The organism is Dyadobacter sp. (assembly GCF_017744695.1).
Taxonomy (GTDB): domain Bacteria; phylum Bacteroidota; class Bacteroidia; order Cytophagales; family Spirosomataceae; genus Dyadobacter.
On record NZ_JAGIAS010000005.1, the window covers coordinates 455,335 to 472,508 of the forward strand.

Here is a 17,174-nt window from a genome sequence, read left to right on the forward strand (position 1 = left end):
TAAAAATCAAGAGTTATGAAAGCATTTACATCATTTGGTGCGTGGCATAATGTGCTTGTAACGAGGCTTGTTTCCTTAATTGTAATCGGCTTTCTACTGATTGGCGGATCTTGTACGGAAGCTGAAATTAAGGAATACGAAATTGGAGAACCGTGCTTTACAAAAGAATCGCTTGAAACAGTGCCTTGGATAAAAGATCAGCTGGCGTTTTTCCAGGTTCCCAACCAGGGGCCCTTAAGGGTCGCGGTGTATCAGTATCTAGATCAGTATTATCTCGCTTTTGAGAATCCCGCACTTTCCTCGCCTATGTCTTACATATTTAATTGTGATGGGAAAACGATTGGTGAAGTGAGCATTCACTATAACGAGTTCTATGGGCAGAATAAATTAATGACAGTATTATTGGAAGCTAAATATTGATCAAATGAAATACTTTACAGCATATGTTTTGCTTCTCGGGGTCATCTCGGCAGAAACCCGGGGACAAGTCAATACTCCCAATGGTGTACAAGTGCCACCCAGTGCATTATTCGCATACCTCGATGCCTGGCCAAACACCAACGCTCAGCTCCAATCGTTTCAAAATGACATTAAAAACGGATTCTATGGGCCGAGTTGTGTTGTGTTGAATGACTATACTCGGCAGTACAATTGTCATGGTTACGCGTGGAACGTTTCGACCGGTGGAAACAAAATTGGTATCGATCAGGTAACACATGGAGGAGTTACTCCCTATGTATCTGGTGTGAACCCGAGCTATACTCAAACCATCTATAATGGGACTCAGGGCAAACTTCGCGTTCGATATTCCGGAGATCACTCCGCTGTAACCACTTATGATGTAGGTAAATATATTTCAAAATGGGGTGCAGGACCGTTAGTTAAGCATAATGCAAACGATGTTATGCCCGGATATGGCGTACCGTCAACCTACTGGACGTGCAGATACGCTCCGCCATTAACAAGCGTCTACCTCGACGGTAACCTCATTTCAGGAAGTTTCCAAAACACCACCTGGGGTTCACACAACATGCAAATCTTTTGGGGACTCGACCCGGATACCGGACCGACATTCGCCTCAACAGCCGGAAGTACGATTATCAATAACCAGAGCTCGGGAACGGTGAATTTTACATTCAATGGTCCTTCTAACAATGGCGGTCTTTCCATCGCATTCTGCGGCGCTCCCAGGTATTCGTTTACCTTCTTCAAGCCAAGTGGTGCTAAAATGCAGGTTTATCCTAACCCGGCGCAAGAGGATGAAATCATCACAATTTCGTCGGAATCTCCCGAGGATATTCAAGCTGTAAATCTGGACAGCAAGGTTAGGATAACGAAAATTACGCTCCTGGATGAAAGACAGCGGATTCTGCAAGACCACTTGTCAAATACAGAAGGAAATGTCATGACCGTCAAATTGAATGCAGGATTGAAAGGGACATACTTCTTAAAGGTAACTTTCGAAGACGGAACGGTGCATACGAAACGGGTTCTGGTTGGGAAATGAGGGTATTTGCAATGCATAAAGTTGAATTTGTTACTTAAAATCCAACCAGCCATGAACAAAATAACAGCCAGGATAAAGATTGCCGTTGTGCTAATGTGTATGTTACTCGCAGCAGTTGCGTGCGTAGAAAATGACGGTTTTGAGCATATCGATCAACCCTGTTTTACCAAAGAATCATTAGAAACGGTTCCGTGGATAGTTGACCACTTGAAGAAATACACTTTGCTCAATGGAGGAGGTTACCATGCCGCAGTATACATTTATCATGACCAGCAGTTTTTGGCAATAACGACGCCATTTGGCTGTACACCGCTTGGGCACGTGTTCAACTGCGCGGGAGTACCGTTGGATTCACTGGAAATTGATTATGTCGATTTCCAGCATAACATGAAGCTTGCAGCAGTTTTGACTGGGCCGAAATGATAGAGAACTGGATGATGCGACAAAGTCGCCCGGGTCGGTTATCCTTCAACCCGGGTGCCTTCGTCCACTGTAATGATATAACTCTTCCCGCCTTCACGTTCGATGGCTTCGGCCACTTCTTTCGCATGCGTGGGCGCGTAGGCGAACATGCAGCCGCCTCCGCCCGAGCCGTTGATCTTGCCACCTAATGCGCCTGCATTCAATGCTGCGTTCATCATACGTTCGATTTTCGGGGTAGAGGTACGCTTGTGGTCGCGGAGGTTCTGGTAATGCTTGTAGAGCAGACTTCCGAAATCCCTATCGAAATTCTGGCTTGCATGGTCTTCGGCGCTGTCGATCAGCAGGGCTTTCCCCTCGACCAGAATGTCCCGGTCCTCGATGTTCGCTTTGAGCAGGCTGAGCTGATCGTCGGAAAGTACTGATTTGTAGTCCCCGATTTTTTCAATAGGTGTTGTAAAAATAGAGAATGCGGGGTCGTAAGCGGCGACGATCTTGATCACCTCTTCCATACCAAAACGGCAGCGGGCAAGGATCCCGAGTGTATCCTTGGGTTCCAGCGAATCACCTAGTACAAATGTCCCGAGTTTGGGCGTTAATGCCTCTACCTTGATGACGGGCGTCGATTCGAGGTAAATGACGTTCCCAATGGCGGTGGAATAATTGTCCATCATCCCGCCGGGCTCACCGAATTCCAGCACTTCTGCCGCATTGGCAATTTCTCCCAGTTCCTTCTTTGAAAAGTTGAGCGGATTGTCGCTCAATTGATCCAGAAACTTTGCCCATGAAACGATCAGTGCCGATGAGCTGGACGTTCCCGAATTGATGGGGATATTGCCATGAATGGTTGCTTCGAAGCCCTTTGAGAACGTAAGCCCCTTCCTTTTTACAACGTTGATCGTGCTGCGGAAGTAATCGCGCGGCTTTACGTAAGGGAAAGTTGTGTCGAGTGAAAACGTTTCCTGGGTGCCTAGGTCGGGCAAATGCAATATTATTTTTTGATCATCGCGATAACCGCCGTCAACGCTAATCCTACGCGATATGGCCGCTGCGATCACGGGGAGCCCCAGGTAATCCTGGTGTTCCCCGAAAAGGCAAATGCGGCCGGGAGTTGAAATCCTCATTGTGAACTACCAGCTTTTCTTTTTGTGGCCTATGTAGCCGAAATACAGCATATAAATATAAAGTGGAACCAAAATCCAGTAAGCTTTCTGCGTACTGCCGATCGAGTCGGCGATGCTTCCGTACACCAAAGGTAATACCGCGCCGCCGGAAATACCCATTACGAGCAATGCAGAAGCGATTTTTGTGAATTTACCCAGTCCGCTCAACGCCAGTGGCCATAACGCAGGCCAGATCACAGCATTGGCAAAACCCAGGATCGCGATGCAAAGTACGGAAGTGAAGCCGGTAGAATTAACAGCAATGACGGTTACCACCAAACCAAGAATAGCTGAGAATTTAAGATATGCCTGTTGAGATACATATTTAGGAATCAGTACGATACCCAGCAGATAGCCGGTCATCATACCATATAATGTGTAAGTTCCGAACAAACGGGCTTCTTCCTCGGGAAAGCCGAGTGAAACGCCATAGCTGATGATCGTGTCACCCGCGATTACCTCCGCACCTACGTAGCAGAACAATGCGAGCACTCCCAACACAAGGTTAGGGAATTGCAAAACGCTGGTTTTCTGAGCTGTGGCCTGTTGAGCAGCAGCTGGTGCATCATCCTCTTCTTCACTCACCTCCACAAGTCCTTTCGACATTCTGATAATGAGTGCCAGTGCGATCAGTACGGCGGTCAGTACCAGATAGGGCATCGCGACTTTGTCGAGTTCCGCCTTGGGATCGCCTGTGGATGCGCCCGCGAGAAGCAGTTTACCAAAGATGATCTGACTGAAAATACCGGCCGATTTGTTAGCGATACCCATAATACTGATCCGCTGCGCAGCACTTTCGCGTGGCCCAAGGATCGTTGCATATGGGTTAGAAGCAGTTTGAAGGACCGTTAGACCGATACCGATCGTGAAAAGCCCCACCAGGAACAATGGATAGGAAGCCATTTCCGCGGCAGGGATGAAGATCAGCGTACCCACAGCCATGACGCCGAGTGCCAGCGACATGCCGTTTTTGAAACCGGTCTTTTTCAAAACCATCGAACACGGGATCGCCATGACGGTGTAGGAAATGAAAAATGCGAACGTTACCAGGTAGGAACTGGTGTTGTCGAGAGAGAATGCTTTTTTGAAGAAGGTGATCAGTGTTCCGTTAACCCATGTGACGAAACCCATCACAAAGAATAGAATGCCGATAATGAAGAGGGGACCCAGGTAACTGTTCTTTTTGCTCATTTAAGTCGTATTGGATAAGGTTGTTCAGGTTATTATCTATTTTGGTTTGTTATAATACTCAATATTCATCATTCAGGCCAAAAATCCGCTTGTTTGTTCGCCATTTTCCCCGTGTAAAGTCCGGGATCTCAACGGGCGAGCTTCCACGGGCAATGGAAAGTTCGGAAAGCGGACTGATAGCGCTCCACACAGCCGCGTCGTAAACGTCGATCGGCGGCGCGGTTTTACGTTTGATGGCTTCCACAAACCCGCGTAGCACAAAGTAGTCGATGCCCCCGTGGCCTGCATTCTCAGCTTCTTTGGCATACTTTGTCCAAAGCGGGTGGTCGTTTTTATCGAGATAGGGTTTGTCGGGTTCGCCAACGTGCTCTTTAGGTGATACGCCTTCGAGGTAAATCGTGTGGCCGTCGTTCATCCAGATGCCTTCCGTCCCCTGCGCGCGGAATGCGAGCGAGTAGGGGCGTGGCGAATTGGTGTCGTGGATCAGCACGATATTCTCCCCATTGTAGCATTGGATCATCGTGGTTACAATATCGCCCAGTTTGAAATTGACTTTCGCATTGGGATGATCTTTGCCGCCGTGGTCTACAATATATTTATGTAAACCGCGTGATTTGGTAGACATGGAGGTCAGATGTGTAAAACAGTTGCCCCGGTTAATGTCGAGCCAGTGCGCCACCGGGCCGAGGCCGTGGGTAGGGTAGAGGTCGCCGTTACGATCGACTGAATGCTGGGTGCGCCATTTAGCTTCGGAAAAGCCTTTTGCACCAAATTCGACACCGTGCCCTTCATTGCTTTTGCCGGTATTGAACTTGATTCCCCGCAAATCGTGCTGGTACCCGCAGTGCGCGTAGGTCATTTCGCCGAACATACCTTCGCGGATCATTTTGAGAATGGCCATGACATCGCGGCGGTAACACACGTTTTCAAGGATCATGCAATGCGAGCCGGTCTTTTCAAAAGTATTGACCAAATCCCACGATTCTTGCAGCGTCACAGTCGCCGAAACTTCCACTGCGGTATATTTTCCCGCATTCATCGAGGCCAGCGCCATCGGCACGTGCCATTGCCAGGGTGTGGCGATGAGCACACCGTCGAGGTCGTCGCGTTTGACGAGGTTCATGAAATCCTCTTCGCCTTTGGAATACACTGCGGGAGCTTTCCTTCCTGCCTTTTTGATCTTATCGAGTGTGATATTGACGGCCTCGGGATCGATGTCGCATATCGCATTGATTTCCACATCCGGGCGGAAAAGCGCCTGCTCCACATGATTCCGGCCACGCAGCCCGACGCCGATAAATCCTAAACGTACATTTCCTGCCGGTTTTTCTTTTTTCAAATGAAGCGATGGCATAAGCCCTGCGACGGGCGCAGCCAGCGCTGTTTTTTGCAGAAAATCACGTCTATCCATATCAGAATCTGTTGAAAGTTAGCGACTAGGTTGGTAGAAGATTATTTGGTCTTACCCTGTCCGGGGCTGCAATTTACACGCAAATGCCAGATTTTTAAATTTTTTTATTAATTAAAAATTGACATTGCGAACGCTTTCGGGTAATACTAAATAGGAATGCCGTGAACAATTTGCTAGCTTACAGCGTTTACCCAAAGCAAGAGACTTCTGAGAGCGACTCACAGCATGCTCGAACCCTTAAATGTGTTGGACACAAACTTTGTAACGACATTTAAGGCAAATTAAAATTTTAAGTGGTTTAAAATATGGTGCAAAAGGTGGCGGTGTTCCGGAAGGAGCATTTCAATGCAGCCCATCGTCTTCATAATCCGGACTGGCCGGAGGAAAAGAACAGGGACGTTTTCGGCAAATGCAACAATCCCAACTTTCATGGACACAACTATGAGTTGATCGTGCAAGTAACGGGGCCCGTTGATCCCGAAACCGGTTACGTGATCGACATGAAAGTGTTGAGCGCCATATTGAAGGAATCCGTTATCGACCGGTTTGACCACCGGAACCTGAATCTCGACGTGGTAGAATTCAAAACCCTTAATCCGACCGCAGAAAATATCGCGATCGTTATTTATTCAATTATAAGACCCAAAATTGAAGCAGGTCTCGACCTGAAAATCAGACTATATGAAACAGAACGGAATTTTGTCGAGTATCCAGTCCAGTGAAGCTTTGGACATTGAAGAGGTTGGTGACGATCATTTGTTTTCAGGAATAGAGACACCCCTCCGCGCCGACGCGTTCGCGATGGAGGACGAGCTTAAAATGGAGCTTATTGAAAAGCATTTCCGCCATATCATGGAGATTATGGGGCTCGATATGACGGACGATAGTTTGAAAGGCACGCCGAAACGGGTTGCGAAAATGTACATCAAGGAGGTTTTCAGCGGTCTGGATCCCAAGAACAAGCCCGCTATCGCCCTTTTTGATAACAAGTATAAATATAACCAAATGCTTGTGGAGAAGGATATTTCGGTATTCTCGAACTGCGAGCACCACTTTGTGCCCATTTACGGCAAGGCTCACGTGGCTTATATTTCGAGCGGAAAGGTGATTGGTTTGTCGAAACTGAATCGCATTGTAGAATACTACTCCAAACGCCCGCAGGTACAGGAGCGGCTTACCGTGCAAATCGCTAACGAATTAAAAGAGGCATTACAAACGGAAGATGTTGCCGTGGTAATCGACGCGCAGCACATGTGCGTACAGTCACGCGGGATCCGCGACTCAGGCAGCTCGACAGTTACGGCCTATTACGGCGGTAAATTCGAGGAGGAAACGACCAAGAAGGAGTTTTTGGCCTATCTCGGAATGTAGGGCGATCATGTCATGCTGAGCGCAGTCGAAACATATTGGCGCGATGCAAATACCCTTCGACTCCGCTCAGGGTGACATAGGCGGTCTTGCGTGAATTTAGGAGCTATAAATGACAACACCTGGCAAGCTATTTGTCAGGTGTTGTCATTTATAGTCAAGTGTTGTCACTTGTTGTTACGGATGCGATTACACGGTTGGCCCTACGCGTTCGAGGAGCGCTTTGGTCGCCTTGATACCATCATATTCGGAAAGCTTGCTTCCTTCGTACTCAATACCTGCAATGCCTTTGAAGCCGCTGGCTTTTACTACTTTCAGGATTTTAGCGTAGTCGGTTTCGATACAGTTGCCTTTTTCATCGAAATCGTATGTTTTCGCGCTCACGCCTTTGGCGAAAGGCATCAGCTCCTGAGTTCCCAGGTAACGGTCGTAAGATTCTTCGCAGCCGTTGGCCGAACGTTTGATACAGAAGTTACCGAAATCAGGCAGGGTACCTACGTTTTTCATATTCACCTGCTTCATCACACCCGACAACCATTTGCCGTTTGATGAAGAACCACCGTGGTTTTCAACGATCACATTGATGCCGGTTTTGGCAGCGAATTCGCCCAGTTTACCCAGACCGTCCACCGCAGCTTTCGCGATTTCTTCGTCGGAACCTTTACCGTGTGCATTCACGCGGATGGTTTTGCAGCCCAGGTATTTCGCAGCTTCCACCCATTTATAGTGGTTTTCAACCGCTTTGTTACGCACCGCAGCGTCGAGTTCGCCCAGGCCGCCTTCACCGTCGATCATGATCAGGTTGTTGGTCACGCCATTGTCTTTGGCTCTTTTCAGCAGCTCGGCGAGGTAAGTTTTATCTTCTGCTTTGTCTTTGAAGAACTGGTTTACATATTCTACGATCGAGATACCGAACTCTTTTTTAGCCAGTTCAGGGAAATCGAGGTTAGTCAGTTTTTTCGCGAAAAGAGCCTTATGCAATGACCATTCGGCCAGTGAAATGTCAAACCAGAGTTTTTTAGCCGCCGGTTCGGCGAACAAATCAGTGAATGCAGAGGCCGCAAGCGCAGTGGCTCCGGCCTTTTTAAGGAAATCGCGACGAGAAAAGTCCATGATTGGTTAGAATTTAGATTTGATTATTATTCCTGAATATTGATTCTGGCTTCGCGGTACAGCTTCTCATTTTTGGTGAGCTTTGCTGCGTCCCATTCAATGTCCTGCACGAACGCGTGCTGGCGGACGGGACAATTGTCGATCCTGCAAAAGTAGCAACATTGGTATACGCATGGATCGGCGTGAACAAAAATTTCCGTTTCACCCACTTGCGGTGCTTTCAGAATGTTCTCGAAATCGTGGATCGTCTCGTGTACTTTTTGCAATTCCCAGTAATAGGGTAAAGTCAGGTGGCAGTCGATATGCAGGTCGGAGCCGTATTGCTGGGCGCGGAGATTATGGACGTCGATCCACTCGTTCTTTTTGTTCTCATTTAAAGTACGGATCACTTTATCGAGCAGTAACTCATCGCTGGCATCCATCAGGCCGGCCACAGATTTGCTTACCAGCTGCGAACCGCTGTAAGCCAGGAAAAGCCCGAACAGAAGGGAAGCGACGCTATCGATCCACATATAGCCCGTCAGCATGATCAAACCTACACTTAAAATGAGGACCACGCTGCTGATGCTGTCGGACATTAAATGCTTCCCGTCTGCGACCAATGCCAGCGAGTTCGCCCGGCGGCCTTCGGTGAGCAGTTTGTAGCCAATGGCCGTATTGACAAAAATCGTGAAAACAATAAACAGCGAGCCTTGCGCCAGGTTTTCGATTGGCGCTGGGTCCATTAGTCTTTTCACGGCCTCTACCACAATGAATATCGATGCGATGATGATCAATGCGCCCTCAAAACCTGCTGAAAAAAACTCTACTTTGCCGTGGCCGTAAGGATGGTTCCGGTCTTTGGGTTGAGAAGATAGGTAAACGCTGTAAAACGCAAAACCACTTGCGATTACATTGATAATCGATTCCAGAGCATCGCTCAGAATGGCGTTGGAAGAGGTAAGATAGAATGCAAAAAACTTTAATGCTGTCAACAGAATGCTGGCTACAAAAGACAGCATGATGAGACGTTGTTTAAGCTTATTTTGGTTTATTTGCATTTGAGATTTGTCAATGAAAAGCCAAAAATACTAAGAAAATGCGGGTTATATCCACTGAAAATAACTGGAAAACACTATCGTCGGAAACCGTTTATGAGAATGCCTGGCTGGAACTCAGTCACCGTGACGTGATTAACCCCTCGGGCAACAAAGGCATTTACGGTTTGGTTAAATTTAAAAATCAGGCGATAGGGGTGATCCCGGTGGACAGCGACAACAACATTTACCTCGTAGGCCAGTACCGTTACGCAATCGACGAATATTCCTGGGAAATTCCCGAGGGCGGCGGTGCACTGGGTGCGGATCCGCTCGACGCCGCCAAGCGCGAGTTGAAAGAGGAAACCGGCCTTTTGGCTAACAAGTGGACGAAACTCTCCCGCATTCACACATCCAACTCGGCAACTAACGAAGAGGGCTTCCTGTTCATTGCCGAGGAGCTCACGCAAGATCAGGCCGAGCCGGAAGATACCGAAGATCTGCAAGTCTGGAAATTACCTTTGAAAGAAGCGGTAGAAATGGTTATGCGCTCCGAAATCACCGATTCGCTTTCGGTTGCAGCCATATTAATGACCGCGAGACTGAAAGGTATCTGATATGCTGCAAGCACTACTTTACGGGACGCTGACGGGCGTCGCATTATGTCTTACTTTTGGGACCGTATTTTTTTCACTGGTCCAAAACAGCGTCGATAACGGGTATCGTACGGGGATTAAAATCGCTTTCGGCGTATTTATCTGTGATATTATCTTCGTCTTCTTTGCCATTTTCGGCACTGCATTGCTGCCCGATATTCCCAATTTTCAGCAATGGATGGCCGGCGCGGGTGTGATATTTCTGACTGCATTAGGGTTAAGCAATATCATCAAAGGCCAGCCCCAGATCGCAGAACCGCAAACGCGTTTCGGGAATTTCCTTTACTATTTCACGACGGGCTTCCTGCTGAATGGCCTGAATCCGGTGAACTTCATCAGCTGGGTTACGATTGCCTCGTACATCCGCACGAATCTGCATTTTAACCTCAACCAGGTGATATTGTTCTTTACCGCGAGCGTGATTGCCGTGTTTTTGGTAGAAAGCGCCATCGCTGTTTTCGCGCACCGGCTCAAAAAGCTGTTTACGCCGAAAGTGGTGACCCTGTTTAACAAAGTGACAGGCGTGGTTTTTATTCTCATCGCCTGTCAGATTGCTTATACCAATTTTTTGAAGTAGGGGTTATTGTTTAATGTAACCTTCGGATCTCAGGAAGTTTTTCCAATCGTCGATCAGGTCTTTCTTGAAGACGCGGGGGAATTTGTTCTGCCCGCCGAGCTTGCCCTTGGACTCCATCCAGTCGTAGAATGCCTGGTTGGGCAGGACCGTTACGAACACTTCTTTCAATGCGTGACGGCGTTCTACGGCGTAGTCGTCGTTGAGTTCCGCGAGCTTTGCGTCGATTTTTTGTTTCAAAACCTCTGCATCTACATTGGATTCTTCTACGCCCACGTACCAGTCGTGCGCGAACAGGCTGCCGTGCTCAATGCCGCAAACGGTAAATTCTTTCACCGAAATACCCATTTCACGGGAAACGAGGTCGATCGCCTTGTTCATATTATCCACTGAAAGGTGCTCACCGCAGAGGCTAAGGTAGTGCTTCGTGCGACCCGTAATGACGATTTCGCCACGCGATTTGTCCACGAATTTCAGCGTGTCGCCGATCAGGTAGCGCCACGCGCCCGAGCAAGTCGACAGCAGTAATGCATATTCTTTTCCTTCTTCCACCTGGTCGATCATCAGCGTTTCGGGGTTATCGAGCATTACACCGTCCGAATCGAAGTTTTGAGGGGTGAAAGGGATAAATTCAAAGAACAGGCCATTATCGCACACCAATTCCATCCCCACCGCACCCGGTCGGGACTGGTAAGCGATAAAACCTTCCGAAGCAAGGTAAGTATTGATGTAGGTCATCGGCTTGCCCAGCAACTTCTCGAAACCTTTGCGATACGGCTCAAACGAAACGCCTCCATGGGCGAACACTTGCAGGTTCGGCCAGATTTCGTGGATGTTTTTCACATTGTAATGCGCGATGATCTTTTCGAAAAGCAACTGGATCCACGCAGGCACGCCTACGACGAATCCGATGTCCCATTCGCTCGCTACGCGCGTAATCTCTTCCAGTTTCAGGCCCCAGTCGCGTTGTGCCGCGATTTTCTGGCCTGGTTTATAGTAAGGTCTGAACCAGCGCGGGATCTGCTGGATTTGAATACCACTCAAATCGCCTGCCAGACTGCCCGTGTCGTGCGGGTTCAGATTGGTACTGCCGCTGAGCATCAGGAATCCCTTTTCGTACAAATCAGGCGGCAGGTCTTTGTAGTGACCTAATGAAAGAATCTGCCGGATGCTGGTCTTTTGAATAGCCTTTGTCATGGCCTTCGTCACCGGAATCTGCTTGGAGGCGGCCTCCGAGGTCCCCGAACTCAATGCGTAATATTTAATCGTTCCCGGCCAGCACACGTCCTTTTCACCCTCCAGCGATTTGTGCCACCACTCGTTGAATATCTTGTTGTAATCGTACACGGGAACGGTACGCTTGTAGAGCTCGTAAAATGCCCCTTTTTCACCGAAAAGAATGGTGGAAAGCAGTTCGTCGAAATTGTACTTCTCGCCAAACTCGGTATATCTGGCCTTGGCCAGCAATTTGGCCAGGGTCTTTTTCTGCTGCTGGTGTAAACTTGCCTTGCGGCGGTTGGCAACGATGTTGCTGAAATGGATGCCTTTTTTTAATAAACTGCCTACTAATGCCATAGCTGTTGGTTAAATTACAAATCCCAGGTCGATAGCTTTTTCAACGCTTCATACTCTGTCAGATCATATTGACATGGCACCACTGAAATATAGTTGTTATCCAGCGCCCAGACATCGGTGTCTTCTTTTTCCGTATCAAAATTCACAAACTCGCCGGCCATCCAAAGGTAGCCGCGACCATTAGGGTCGACGCGATAATCAAATTTCTCCTGCCATTTAGCACGGGCCTGGCGGCACACTTTTACGCCTTTCAGCGCCAGGTCTGTTTTAGCAGGAATGTTCACATTCAATGCAATACCGTTTGGAATACCATTTTTCAAAGCCTCTTCCGTAATCGACTTGATGTAGGGAACAGCGTGGCTGAAATCCGCATCCTCCCTGAAATCGCAAAGTGAAAAACCGATTGCGGGAATGCCTTCGATGGCCGCCTCAATAGCCGCCGACATGGTGCCGGAGTACAGCACGCTGATCGAGCTGTTGCTCCCATGGTTGATGCCGCTTACCACGAGGTCGGGCTTGCGGTCCTGCAACACGTAGTTTTTAGCCAGTTTAACGCAATCGGCCGGCGTTCCCGAGCATTCATATTCCGTCACATCATCAAAAATATGGGTGGAATAAAGCCTGAGCGGTTCACCGATGGTAATGGCATGGCCCATTCCCGACTGCGGGCTGTTGGGAGCGACCACGATCACCTCGCCCAGCGTCTGCATGATTTCAACCAGTGTTCGGATTCCTTTTGACGTTATTCCGTCGTCATTTGTAACTAAAATGAGGGGTTTCATATATTTCTACTGATCGGGTGCTTAGCTGCTTCGTGCGATCTGGTCTGCCGGCTCAGTAACATGGTTTTTAAGTGAATAAATATTTAATTGCGCTTTTCAAGCTGCCAAATTTAAGCAATATGCCTTCATTCGCAACACTACAAGCCTCGGTCGCGGACATTCCGACCATCATCGAAATCCAGGAAAAAACATGGGAACCCACTTACCGTGACATCCTTAGCAAGGACCAGATCGATTTTATGTTCGAAAAAATATATTCTCCCGAATCCCTCGCGGACCAGATGCAGTCCGGGCAGCAATTCATGATCCTGCTAAGCGACGAAACGTCCGTCGGCTTTTCGTCAGTGTCGGAGGAGAAGCCGGGAAAGTTCAAATTACACAAAATATATGTGCTTCCCGCCACGCAGGGAACCGGTGCTGGTAAATACCTTTTGCATGCAACTGAAAACTACGTGAAGTCGCTGGGGGGAACAGTGCTGTCGCTGAACGTGAACCGCTATAACAAGGCTAAAACGTTCTACGAAAAAATGGGTTTTCGGGTCGTCGACGAGCAGGACATTCCCATCGGCCCTTACTGGATGAACGATTACGTGCTCGAAAAACCGTTAAACTGAACCGGCTAAGCCGATTCAGTTTTCAATGCGAGTTTCATCTTTTTGATATTCTTCTGCTGGCTTTTCAGTCCTTGCATCGGATGGTAGTGGTTGCTATTGACCACGTAGTAGCCGGTGCCGTCGTAAGCGCGTTTGGCAGGGTGCGTTTTGCATTCTGCCGAACAGGCGCCCTCCATTTCCCAGCCGCATTTTTCGCAGATCGGCACGTGGTTGTTGCACTCCGGGTTTGCGCAGTTCACCATGCGGTCGCAGGCTTCTTCGCAGATGTAGCATTTAGAAATCACCGTCGGGTTCACGCTGTTCACGTCCACGGTAATGCGGTTGTCGAACACGTAGCATTTGCCGTCGAAGTTTTCACCGCCTTCTTCCAGACCGTAACGTATAATGCCTCCGTGAAGCTGGTAAACGTCTGTGAAGCCCTCGTCGAGCAGGTATGCACTGGCTTTTTCGCATTTGATACCGCCTGTGCAATAGGTAATTACTTTTTTGTCTTTCAAATGTTCGATCTCGTGCATATGCTCCGGCAGTTCGCGGAGGTTGTGCATATCGAACGTGATCGCGCCTTTGAACTTGCCTACTTCATGCTCGTAATCAGAGCGCATATCCACGAGTACCACATCCGGGTCGTTCAGCATGGCTTTGAAATCGGCCGGTTCGAGGTGCTTTCCTGTGCGTACCAGCGGATTCACGGGCAGGTCGGAGTTGACGATCTCGTCCTTCACGCGCACGTGCAGCTTCTGAAATGCAACATGGTCCGACTCTTCCACTTTGAACTGTACGCCTGCAAAACGCGCGTCGGAGCGGACATAATTCATATAAGCCTCGCATTGCTCCGGCGTGCCCGAAACCGTGCCGTTCAACCCCTCAGGAGCTACGATAATGCGGCCCAGCAAGTTATTTGCCACGCAAAAGAGGTGATGCTCATCGCGGTAAGTATCGGGATCGGCGATGGGCGTGTAGTAATAATATAGGATAACCCTGTAAGGTTTCATCGTTTAATTCTTTTCTCCAAATCAGCCGCAAATATACGAATAATGCAAGTTTTAAGAAAATGCCGAAAATCAGTTTTGTAGCTGACCGGTTATCCGTTGAAATACATATTTTTGTGAGCACTCGTTCAATTATTACTCAACTCATCCTACTTCCTTATGCACATCGCTATCATTGGTAACATCGGCGCAGGTAAAACTACATTGACCCAGATGCTGGGGGATTATTTCAAATGGGAGGTGATGTATGAGGCGGTGGAAGGAAATCCCTATCTGGCTGATTTTTATACAGATATGGAGCGCTGGGCGTTCAACCTGCAAATTTATTTTTTGAACAACCGATTTGCGCAGGTCCAGAAAATCCGGGAAACAACCTATTCGACGATTGTTCAGGACCGGACTATTTTTGAAGATGCCTACATTTTTGCCCGCAACCTGTATGAATCGGGCGTGCTGACAGACCGCGATTACCAGACTTATCTGCTGCTGTTTGAATCCATTATCCGCACTGTGTCCCAGCCCGATTTGCTGATTTACCTCAAAGCGGATATTCCCAAGCTGGTGTCACAGATCAAAAAGCGCGGCCGCGAGTTTGAAGCCGACATTTCGACGGATTATCTTGCCAATCTCAATCGCTATTACGAGGATTTTGTACAGAACTATGAAGACGGGAAAATCATCGAAATTGATGTGAACAATATGGACTTTGCCTCCAATCCCGAGGACTTCAACAAAATCGTGGCACTACTCAACAAGGAGCTATTTTACGTATGACGTGCGCCTAGTACATGCACGCGATCGCCTCGTGAAGCAATTGGTTCTTTTTAGCATTCACTTTAAATATCCGCTTGTCATCGGGCAGTAGTATTTCAATTTGCACCGTCCCTTTCATTTTTTCGAGCTCCTTGGGCTCGATGGGGGTAGAGAGGACAAACTCGCTCTGCCAGTTGCTGCGGTCGGTGGAGCTGATAGTGGTGTAGAGCGAGAAATTACCTTTTACCGACGAAAACCTGATTTCGGTGAACATCTGAACGTGGTAGACCTGGCCGAACTCGTCATTGTGGTAATTGAGGATCCTTTCCTCACCCGTTTTGGCTAGGGTAAGGTATTCTTTCGGGCCGGAGAGCGGGACTATATGGTAGTGAACTTTCTTGTGGTTCGATGGGCTGATGGTTTCCTTGCATTGCGCCAAAGATTTACTCTCGTAAGCCATCACCAAGCCTACCACACCAAGCAGGAAAGTAAACTTCATGCAGAGGGCGTAATTCAACACTTTTCTAGATTTCAGGGTTATTCAAACGTTTGTAAAGATAATTGCCTGATAAGTAGAATGCAACTGGATAACGGGAAAGTTGTATTTCTGGAAAAACTTTCTAGCTTTGTTAGATTACAAACTAAAACGATTTTGCACATGCTATTGAACGACATTATCTTCTACATTTCCTGTGTCGGCGTCGCTTTCATCGTGGGGCGCGGCATTTTTATTCTTATCAAAAAAATCTTTTTCGGGGGCGACATCGTCCTTACTAACCCCCGAACGGGCAAATCGATTGTCTTGGGCAAGCACCACGTGGATGGTCAGGCTAAGAGACTTTTAGAGGTGCTTGAAGGATGGAAATAAAAGCCAGAAAACGGCGTAAGAAAAGATCATTCAAGTACAAGACCGAAACAGTAACCTTTTTATCGACATTCATTATTGGCATCTCCCAGCAGTTGCCAGGGTCTTTTCCTCGTGAGACGATTGTGTATCTCGCGGCGCCAGTCTCGTATTTTATTCAGTTTATTAGTTTGAAAGTTATCGCAGTGGCCGATCTGGCGGTCGTGACGTATCGGGTCAGGCGTTATGTGAGTGAATTGGAAATGGAGCGGGCATTGCCTGGGAAAACTAGGGGACGGCAGCTTGAAATCGATGTTGAAATTTGTGAATACCGCACCGCATTGCGTGAGCGGCGCATCCGGGAATTGAATCCCAAAAAGTGATTACTTTACTCTCCGTTCCTCTGCCAGTTGCTTATATACCTCTCCGAGTTCGTCTTTGAGCTCCCTGATTTTTGCTTCCAGTTTTTCAACTTCGCTTTTGTGGACGAGGTCTTTTAGGTACATCACAGCATTCGGTTCGCCTTCGTAGCCAAATAACCAATTGGGGTGGATTTCCAGCTCTTTGATCAATATGCCTACCGCGTCAGAAGTGAATTTTTGATCTCCCGCAAGGACCTTCGAGATTTTAGACGGAGATAATTGCACAATTTGAGCCAGTTCACCCGTGTTCAAGTGGTGTGCTTTCATGATTGCCGCTATTCTCGCAACTTCTATCATCAGGTTCAATCTTTCGTTATATAAAACTCCAATTGGTATTTCAATTTTCCAAATGGAATATTATATTTACAATGTTATTTAGGTTAAGCGCGTCTATGTAAATATAGTAAAACTGGAAGCATTCCGATGTTCGCTGTGCCAATCCTGGGTGACAAACTTTCACCACTTTCAAGCCAAAACACCACTATGAACTTCAAAATCATTCAAATTCCTGAAACAGCCATTCAGGTTTGCCTGCATCGCGATCGTAGCGAGGAGGGTGAGGAAATTGTCCGTATTACCTCGTTTGTTTTAAATGCGCAACATGCCGAGCTTATGTTTGAACAGGTAGTGACCTTTACCAAACCGGGAAGTTCGGTTCGTTTTGTCGCAGATTACTCGTTGGTTTCAGCTAAAAGTTTCCTGGAAGAGTCGATGAAGGAGGTGGGAATGCTGGCATTTGCGTGAGCCGATCTAATTGTCCCAAGACTGTCCTAGTG

22 protein-coding genes are annotated in these 17,174 nt (G+C 47.9%); 12 read left to right on the plus strand and 10 right to left on the minus strand.

Going from position 1 to position 17,174, the window contains the following annotated elements; genetic code table 11:
• The first annotated feature begins 15 nt into the window (after positions 1-15).
• From J7619_RS20285 to J7619_RS20295, 3 genes are read left to right on the plus strand one after another with little or no spacing between them, the layout of a single operon-like run.
• Entirely contained in the window at positions 16-420 is a 405-nt protein-coding gene (locus tag J7619_RS20285) for a hypothetical protein (RefSeq protein WP_291202789.1), read from the plus strand.
• A 4-nt stretch (positions 421-424) separates the two neighbouring features.
• Complete coding sequence (locus J7619_RS20290; RefSeq protein WP_291202792.1) at positions 425-1,507, plus strand: T9SS type A sorting domain-containing protein; 1,083 nt, start codon at positions 425-427, stop codon at positions 1,505-1,507.
• A gap of 51 nt (positions 1,508-1,558) precedes the next feature.
• Positions 1,559-1,930 (plus strand): hypothetical protein, encoded by a 372-nt coding sequence (locus tag J7619_RS20295; protein WP_291202795.1) that lies wholly within the window; start codon positions 1,559-1,561, stop codon positions 1,928-1,930.
• A gap of 38 nt (positions 1,931-1,968) precedes the next feature.
• On the opposite strand, the gene J7619_RS20300 is transcribed toward J7619_RS20295, so the two are convergent.
• The 3 genes from J7619_RS20300 to J7619_RS20310 are packed head-to-tail and all read right to left on the minus strand — an operon-like array spanning position 1,969 to position 5,635.
• Positions 1,969-3,051: a mevalonate kinase gene (locus J7619_RS20300; RefSeq protein ID WP_291202798.1), complete on the minus strand. Its 1,083-nt coding sequence runs from the start codon at positions 3,049-3,051 to the stop codon at positions 1,969-1,971.
• A 6-nt stretch (positions 3,052-3,057) separates the two neighbouring features.
• Positions 3,058-4,281, minus strand: a complete 1,224-nt coding sequence (locus J7619_RS20305) for a sugar MFS transporter (protein ID WP_291202832.1) — start codon at positions 4,279-4,281, stop codon at positions 3,058-3,060.
• 58 nt (positions 4,282-4,339) lie between these two features.
• The gene (locus tag J7619_RS20310) at positions 4,340-5,635 is read right to left on the minus strand and encodes a Gfo/Idh/MocA family protein (RefSeq protein WP_291203061.1); all 1,296 of its coding nucleotides are present in this window, start codon (positions 5,633-5,635) and stop codon (positions 4,340-4,342) included.
• A 362-nt stretch (positions 5,636-5,997) separates the two neighbouring features.
• Here J7619_RS20310 and J7619_RS20315 point away from each other — a divergent pair, with 362 nt between their 5' ends.
• Both J7619_RS20315 and folE read left to right on the plus strand, forming a co-directional pair.
• Positions 5,998-6,414, plus strand: a complete 417-nt coding sequence (locus J7619_RS20315) for a 6-carboxytetrahydropterin synthase (RefSeq protein WP_291202835.1) — start codon at positions 5,998-6,000, stop codon at positions 6,412-6,414.
• Complete coding sequence (gene folE, locus J7619_RS20320; RefSeq protein WP_291202838.1) at positions 6,374-7,063, plus strand: GTP cyclohydrolase I FolE; 690 nt, start codon at positions 6,374-6,376, stop codon at positions 7,061-7,063. The genes J7619_RS20315 and folE overlap by 41 nt, the downstream gene beginning before the upstream one ends.
• A 186-nt stretch (positions 7,064-7,249) precedes the next feature.
• On the opposite strand, the gene J7619_RS20325 is transcribed toward folE, so the two are convergent.
• On the minus strand, positions 7,250-8,173 hold the full coding sequence (locus J7619_RS20325; RefSeq protein WP_291202841.1) for a sugar phosphate isomerase/epimerase: 924 nt from the start codon (positions 8,171-8,173) through the stop codon (positions 7,250-7,252).
• 26 nt (positions 8,174-8,199) lie between these two features.
• Entirely contained in the window at positions 8,200-9,213 is a 1,014-nt protein-coding gene (locus J7619_RS20330; protein ID WP_291202844.1) for a cation diffusion facilitator family transporter, read from the minus strand.
• A gap of 38 nt (positions 9,214-9,251) precedes the next feature.
• On the opposite strand from J7619_RS20330, the gene J7619_RS20335 reads away from it, so the two are divergent.
• Complete coding sequence (locus tag J7619_RS20335; protein WP_223408026.1) at positions 9,252-9,806, plus strand: NUDIX hydrolase; 555 nt, start codon at positions 9,252-9,254, stop codon at positions 9,804-9,806.
• 1 nt (position 9,807) lies between these two features.
• On the plus strand, positions 9,808-10,422 hold the full coding sequence (locus tag J7619_RS20340; RefSeq protein ID WP_291202848.1) for a LysE family translocator: 615 nt from the start codon (positions 9,808-9,810) through the stop codon (positions 10,420-10,422).
• Between the two features lie 3 nt (positions 10,423-10,425).
• Here the strand turns inward: J7619_RS20340 and J7619_RS20345 are convergent, their stop codons facing one another.
• Positions 10,426-11,994: a GH3 auxin-responsive promoter family protein gene (locus J7619_RS20345; RefSeq protein WP_291202851.1), complete on the minus strand. Its 1,569-nt coding sequence runs from the start codon at positions 11,992-11,994 to the stop codon at positions 10,426-10,428.
• A 14-nt stretch (positions 11,995-12,008) separates the two neighbouring features.
• Positions 12,009-12,776 carry a 5'/3'-nucleotidase SurE gene (gene surE, locus J7619_RS20350; RefSeq protein ID WP_291202854.1) on the minus strand — a complete coding sequence of 256 codons (768 nt, stop codon included), beginning with the start codon at positions 12,774-12,776 and terminating at the stop codon, positions 12,009-12,011.
• A 119-nt stretch (positions 12,777-12,895) separates the two neighbouring features.
• On the opposite strand from surE, the gene J7619_RS20355 reads away from it, so the two are divergent.
• Positions 12,896-13,390 (plus strand): GNAT family N-acetyltransferase, encoded by a 495-nt coding sequence (locus tag J7619_RS20355; protein ID WP_291202857.1) that lies wholly within the window; start codon positions 12,896-12,898, stop codon positions 13,388-13,390.
• 5 nt (positions 13,391-13,395) lie between these two features.
• Here the strand turns inward: J7619_RS20355 and J7619_RS20360 are convergent, their stop codons facing one another.
• Positions 13,396-14,382, minus strand: coding sequence for a rhodanese-related sulfurtransferase (locus J7619_RS20360; RefSeq protein ID WP_291202860.1), 987 nt, complete (start codon positions 14,380-14,382; stop codon positions 13,396-13,398).
• A gap of 156 nt (positions 14,383-14,538) precedes the next feature.
• Here J7619_RS20360 and J7619_RS20365 point away from each other — a divergent pair, with 156 nt between their 5' ends.
• Positions 14,539-15,153 carry a deoxynucleoside kinase gene (locus J7619_RS20365; protein ID WP_291202863.1) on the plus strand — a complete coding sequence of 205 codons (615 nt, stop codon included), beginning with the start codon at positions 14,539-14,541 and terminating at the stop codon, positions 15,151-15,153.
• Positions 15,154-15,160: 7 nt separating this feature from the next.
• Here J7619_RS20365 and J7619_RS20370 read toward each other — a convergent pair whose 3' ends face one another.
• Positions 15,161-15,631 (minus strand): hypothetical protein, encoded by a 471-nt coding sequence (locus tag J7619_RS20370; RefSeq protein WP_291202866.1) that lies wholly within the window; start codon positions 15,629-15,631, stop codon positions 15,161-15,163.
• Positions 15,632-15,709: 78 nt separating this feature from the next.
• On the opposite strand from J7619_RS20370, the gene J7619_RS20375 reads away from it, so the two are divergent.
• Positions 15,710-16,000 carry a hypothetical protein gene (locus J7619_RS20375; RefSeq protein ID WP_291202869.1) on the plus strand — a complete coding sequence of 97 codons (291 nt, stop codon included), beginning with the start codon at positions 15,710-15,712 and terminating at the stop codon, positions 15,998-16,000.
• On the plus strand, positions 15,991-16,359 hold the full coding sequence (locus J7619_RS20380) for a hypothetical protein (RefSeq protein ID WP_291202872.1): 369 nt from the start codon (positions 15,991-15,993) through the stop codon (positions 16,357-16,359). Before J7619_RS20375 ends, J7619_RS20380 begins: the two co-directional genes overlap by 10 nt.
• On the opposite strand, the gene J7619_RS20385 is transcribed toward J7619_RS20380, so the two are convergent.
• Positions 16,360-16,665, minus strand: a complete 306-nt coding sequence (locus tag J7619_RS20385) for an XRE family transcriptional regulator (protein WP_291202874.1) — start codon at positions 16,663-16,665, stop codon at positions 16,360-16,362. It abuts the gene before it with no gap.
• A gap of 216 nt (positions 16,666-16,881) precedes the next feature.
• Between J7619_RS20385 and J7619_RS20390 the strand changes: the two genes are divergently transcribed.
• Positions 16,882-17,142 (plus strand): hypothetical protein, encoded by a 261-nt coding sequence (locus tag J7619_RS20390; protein ID WP_291202877.1) that lies wholly within the window; start codon positions 16,882-16,884, stop codon positions 17,140-17,142.
• Positions 17,143-17,174 lie beyond the last annotated feature (32 nt).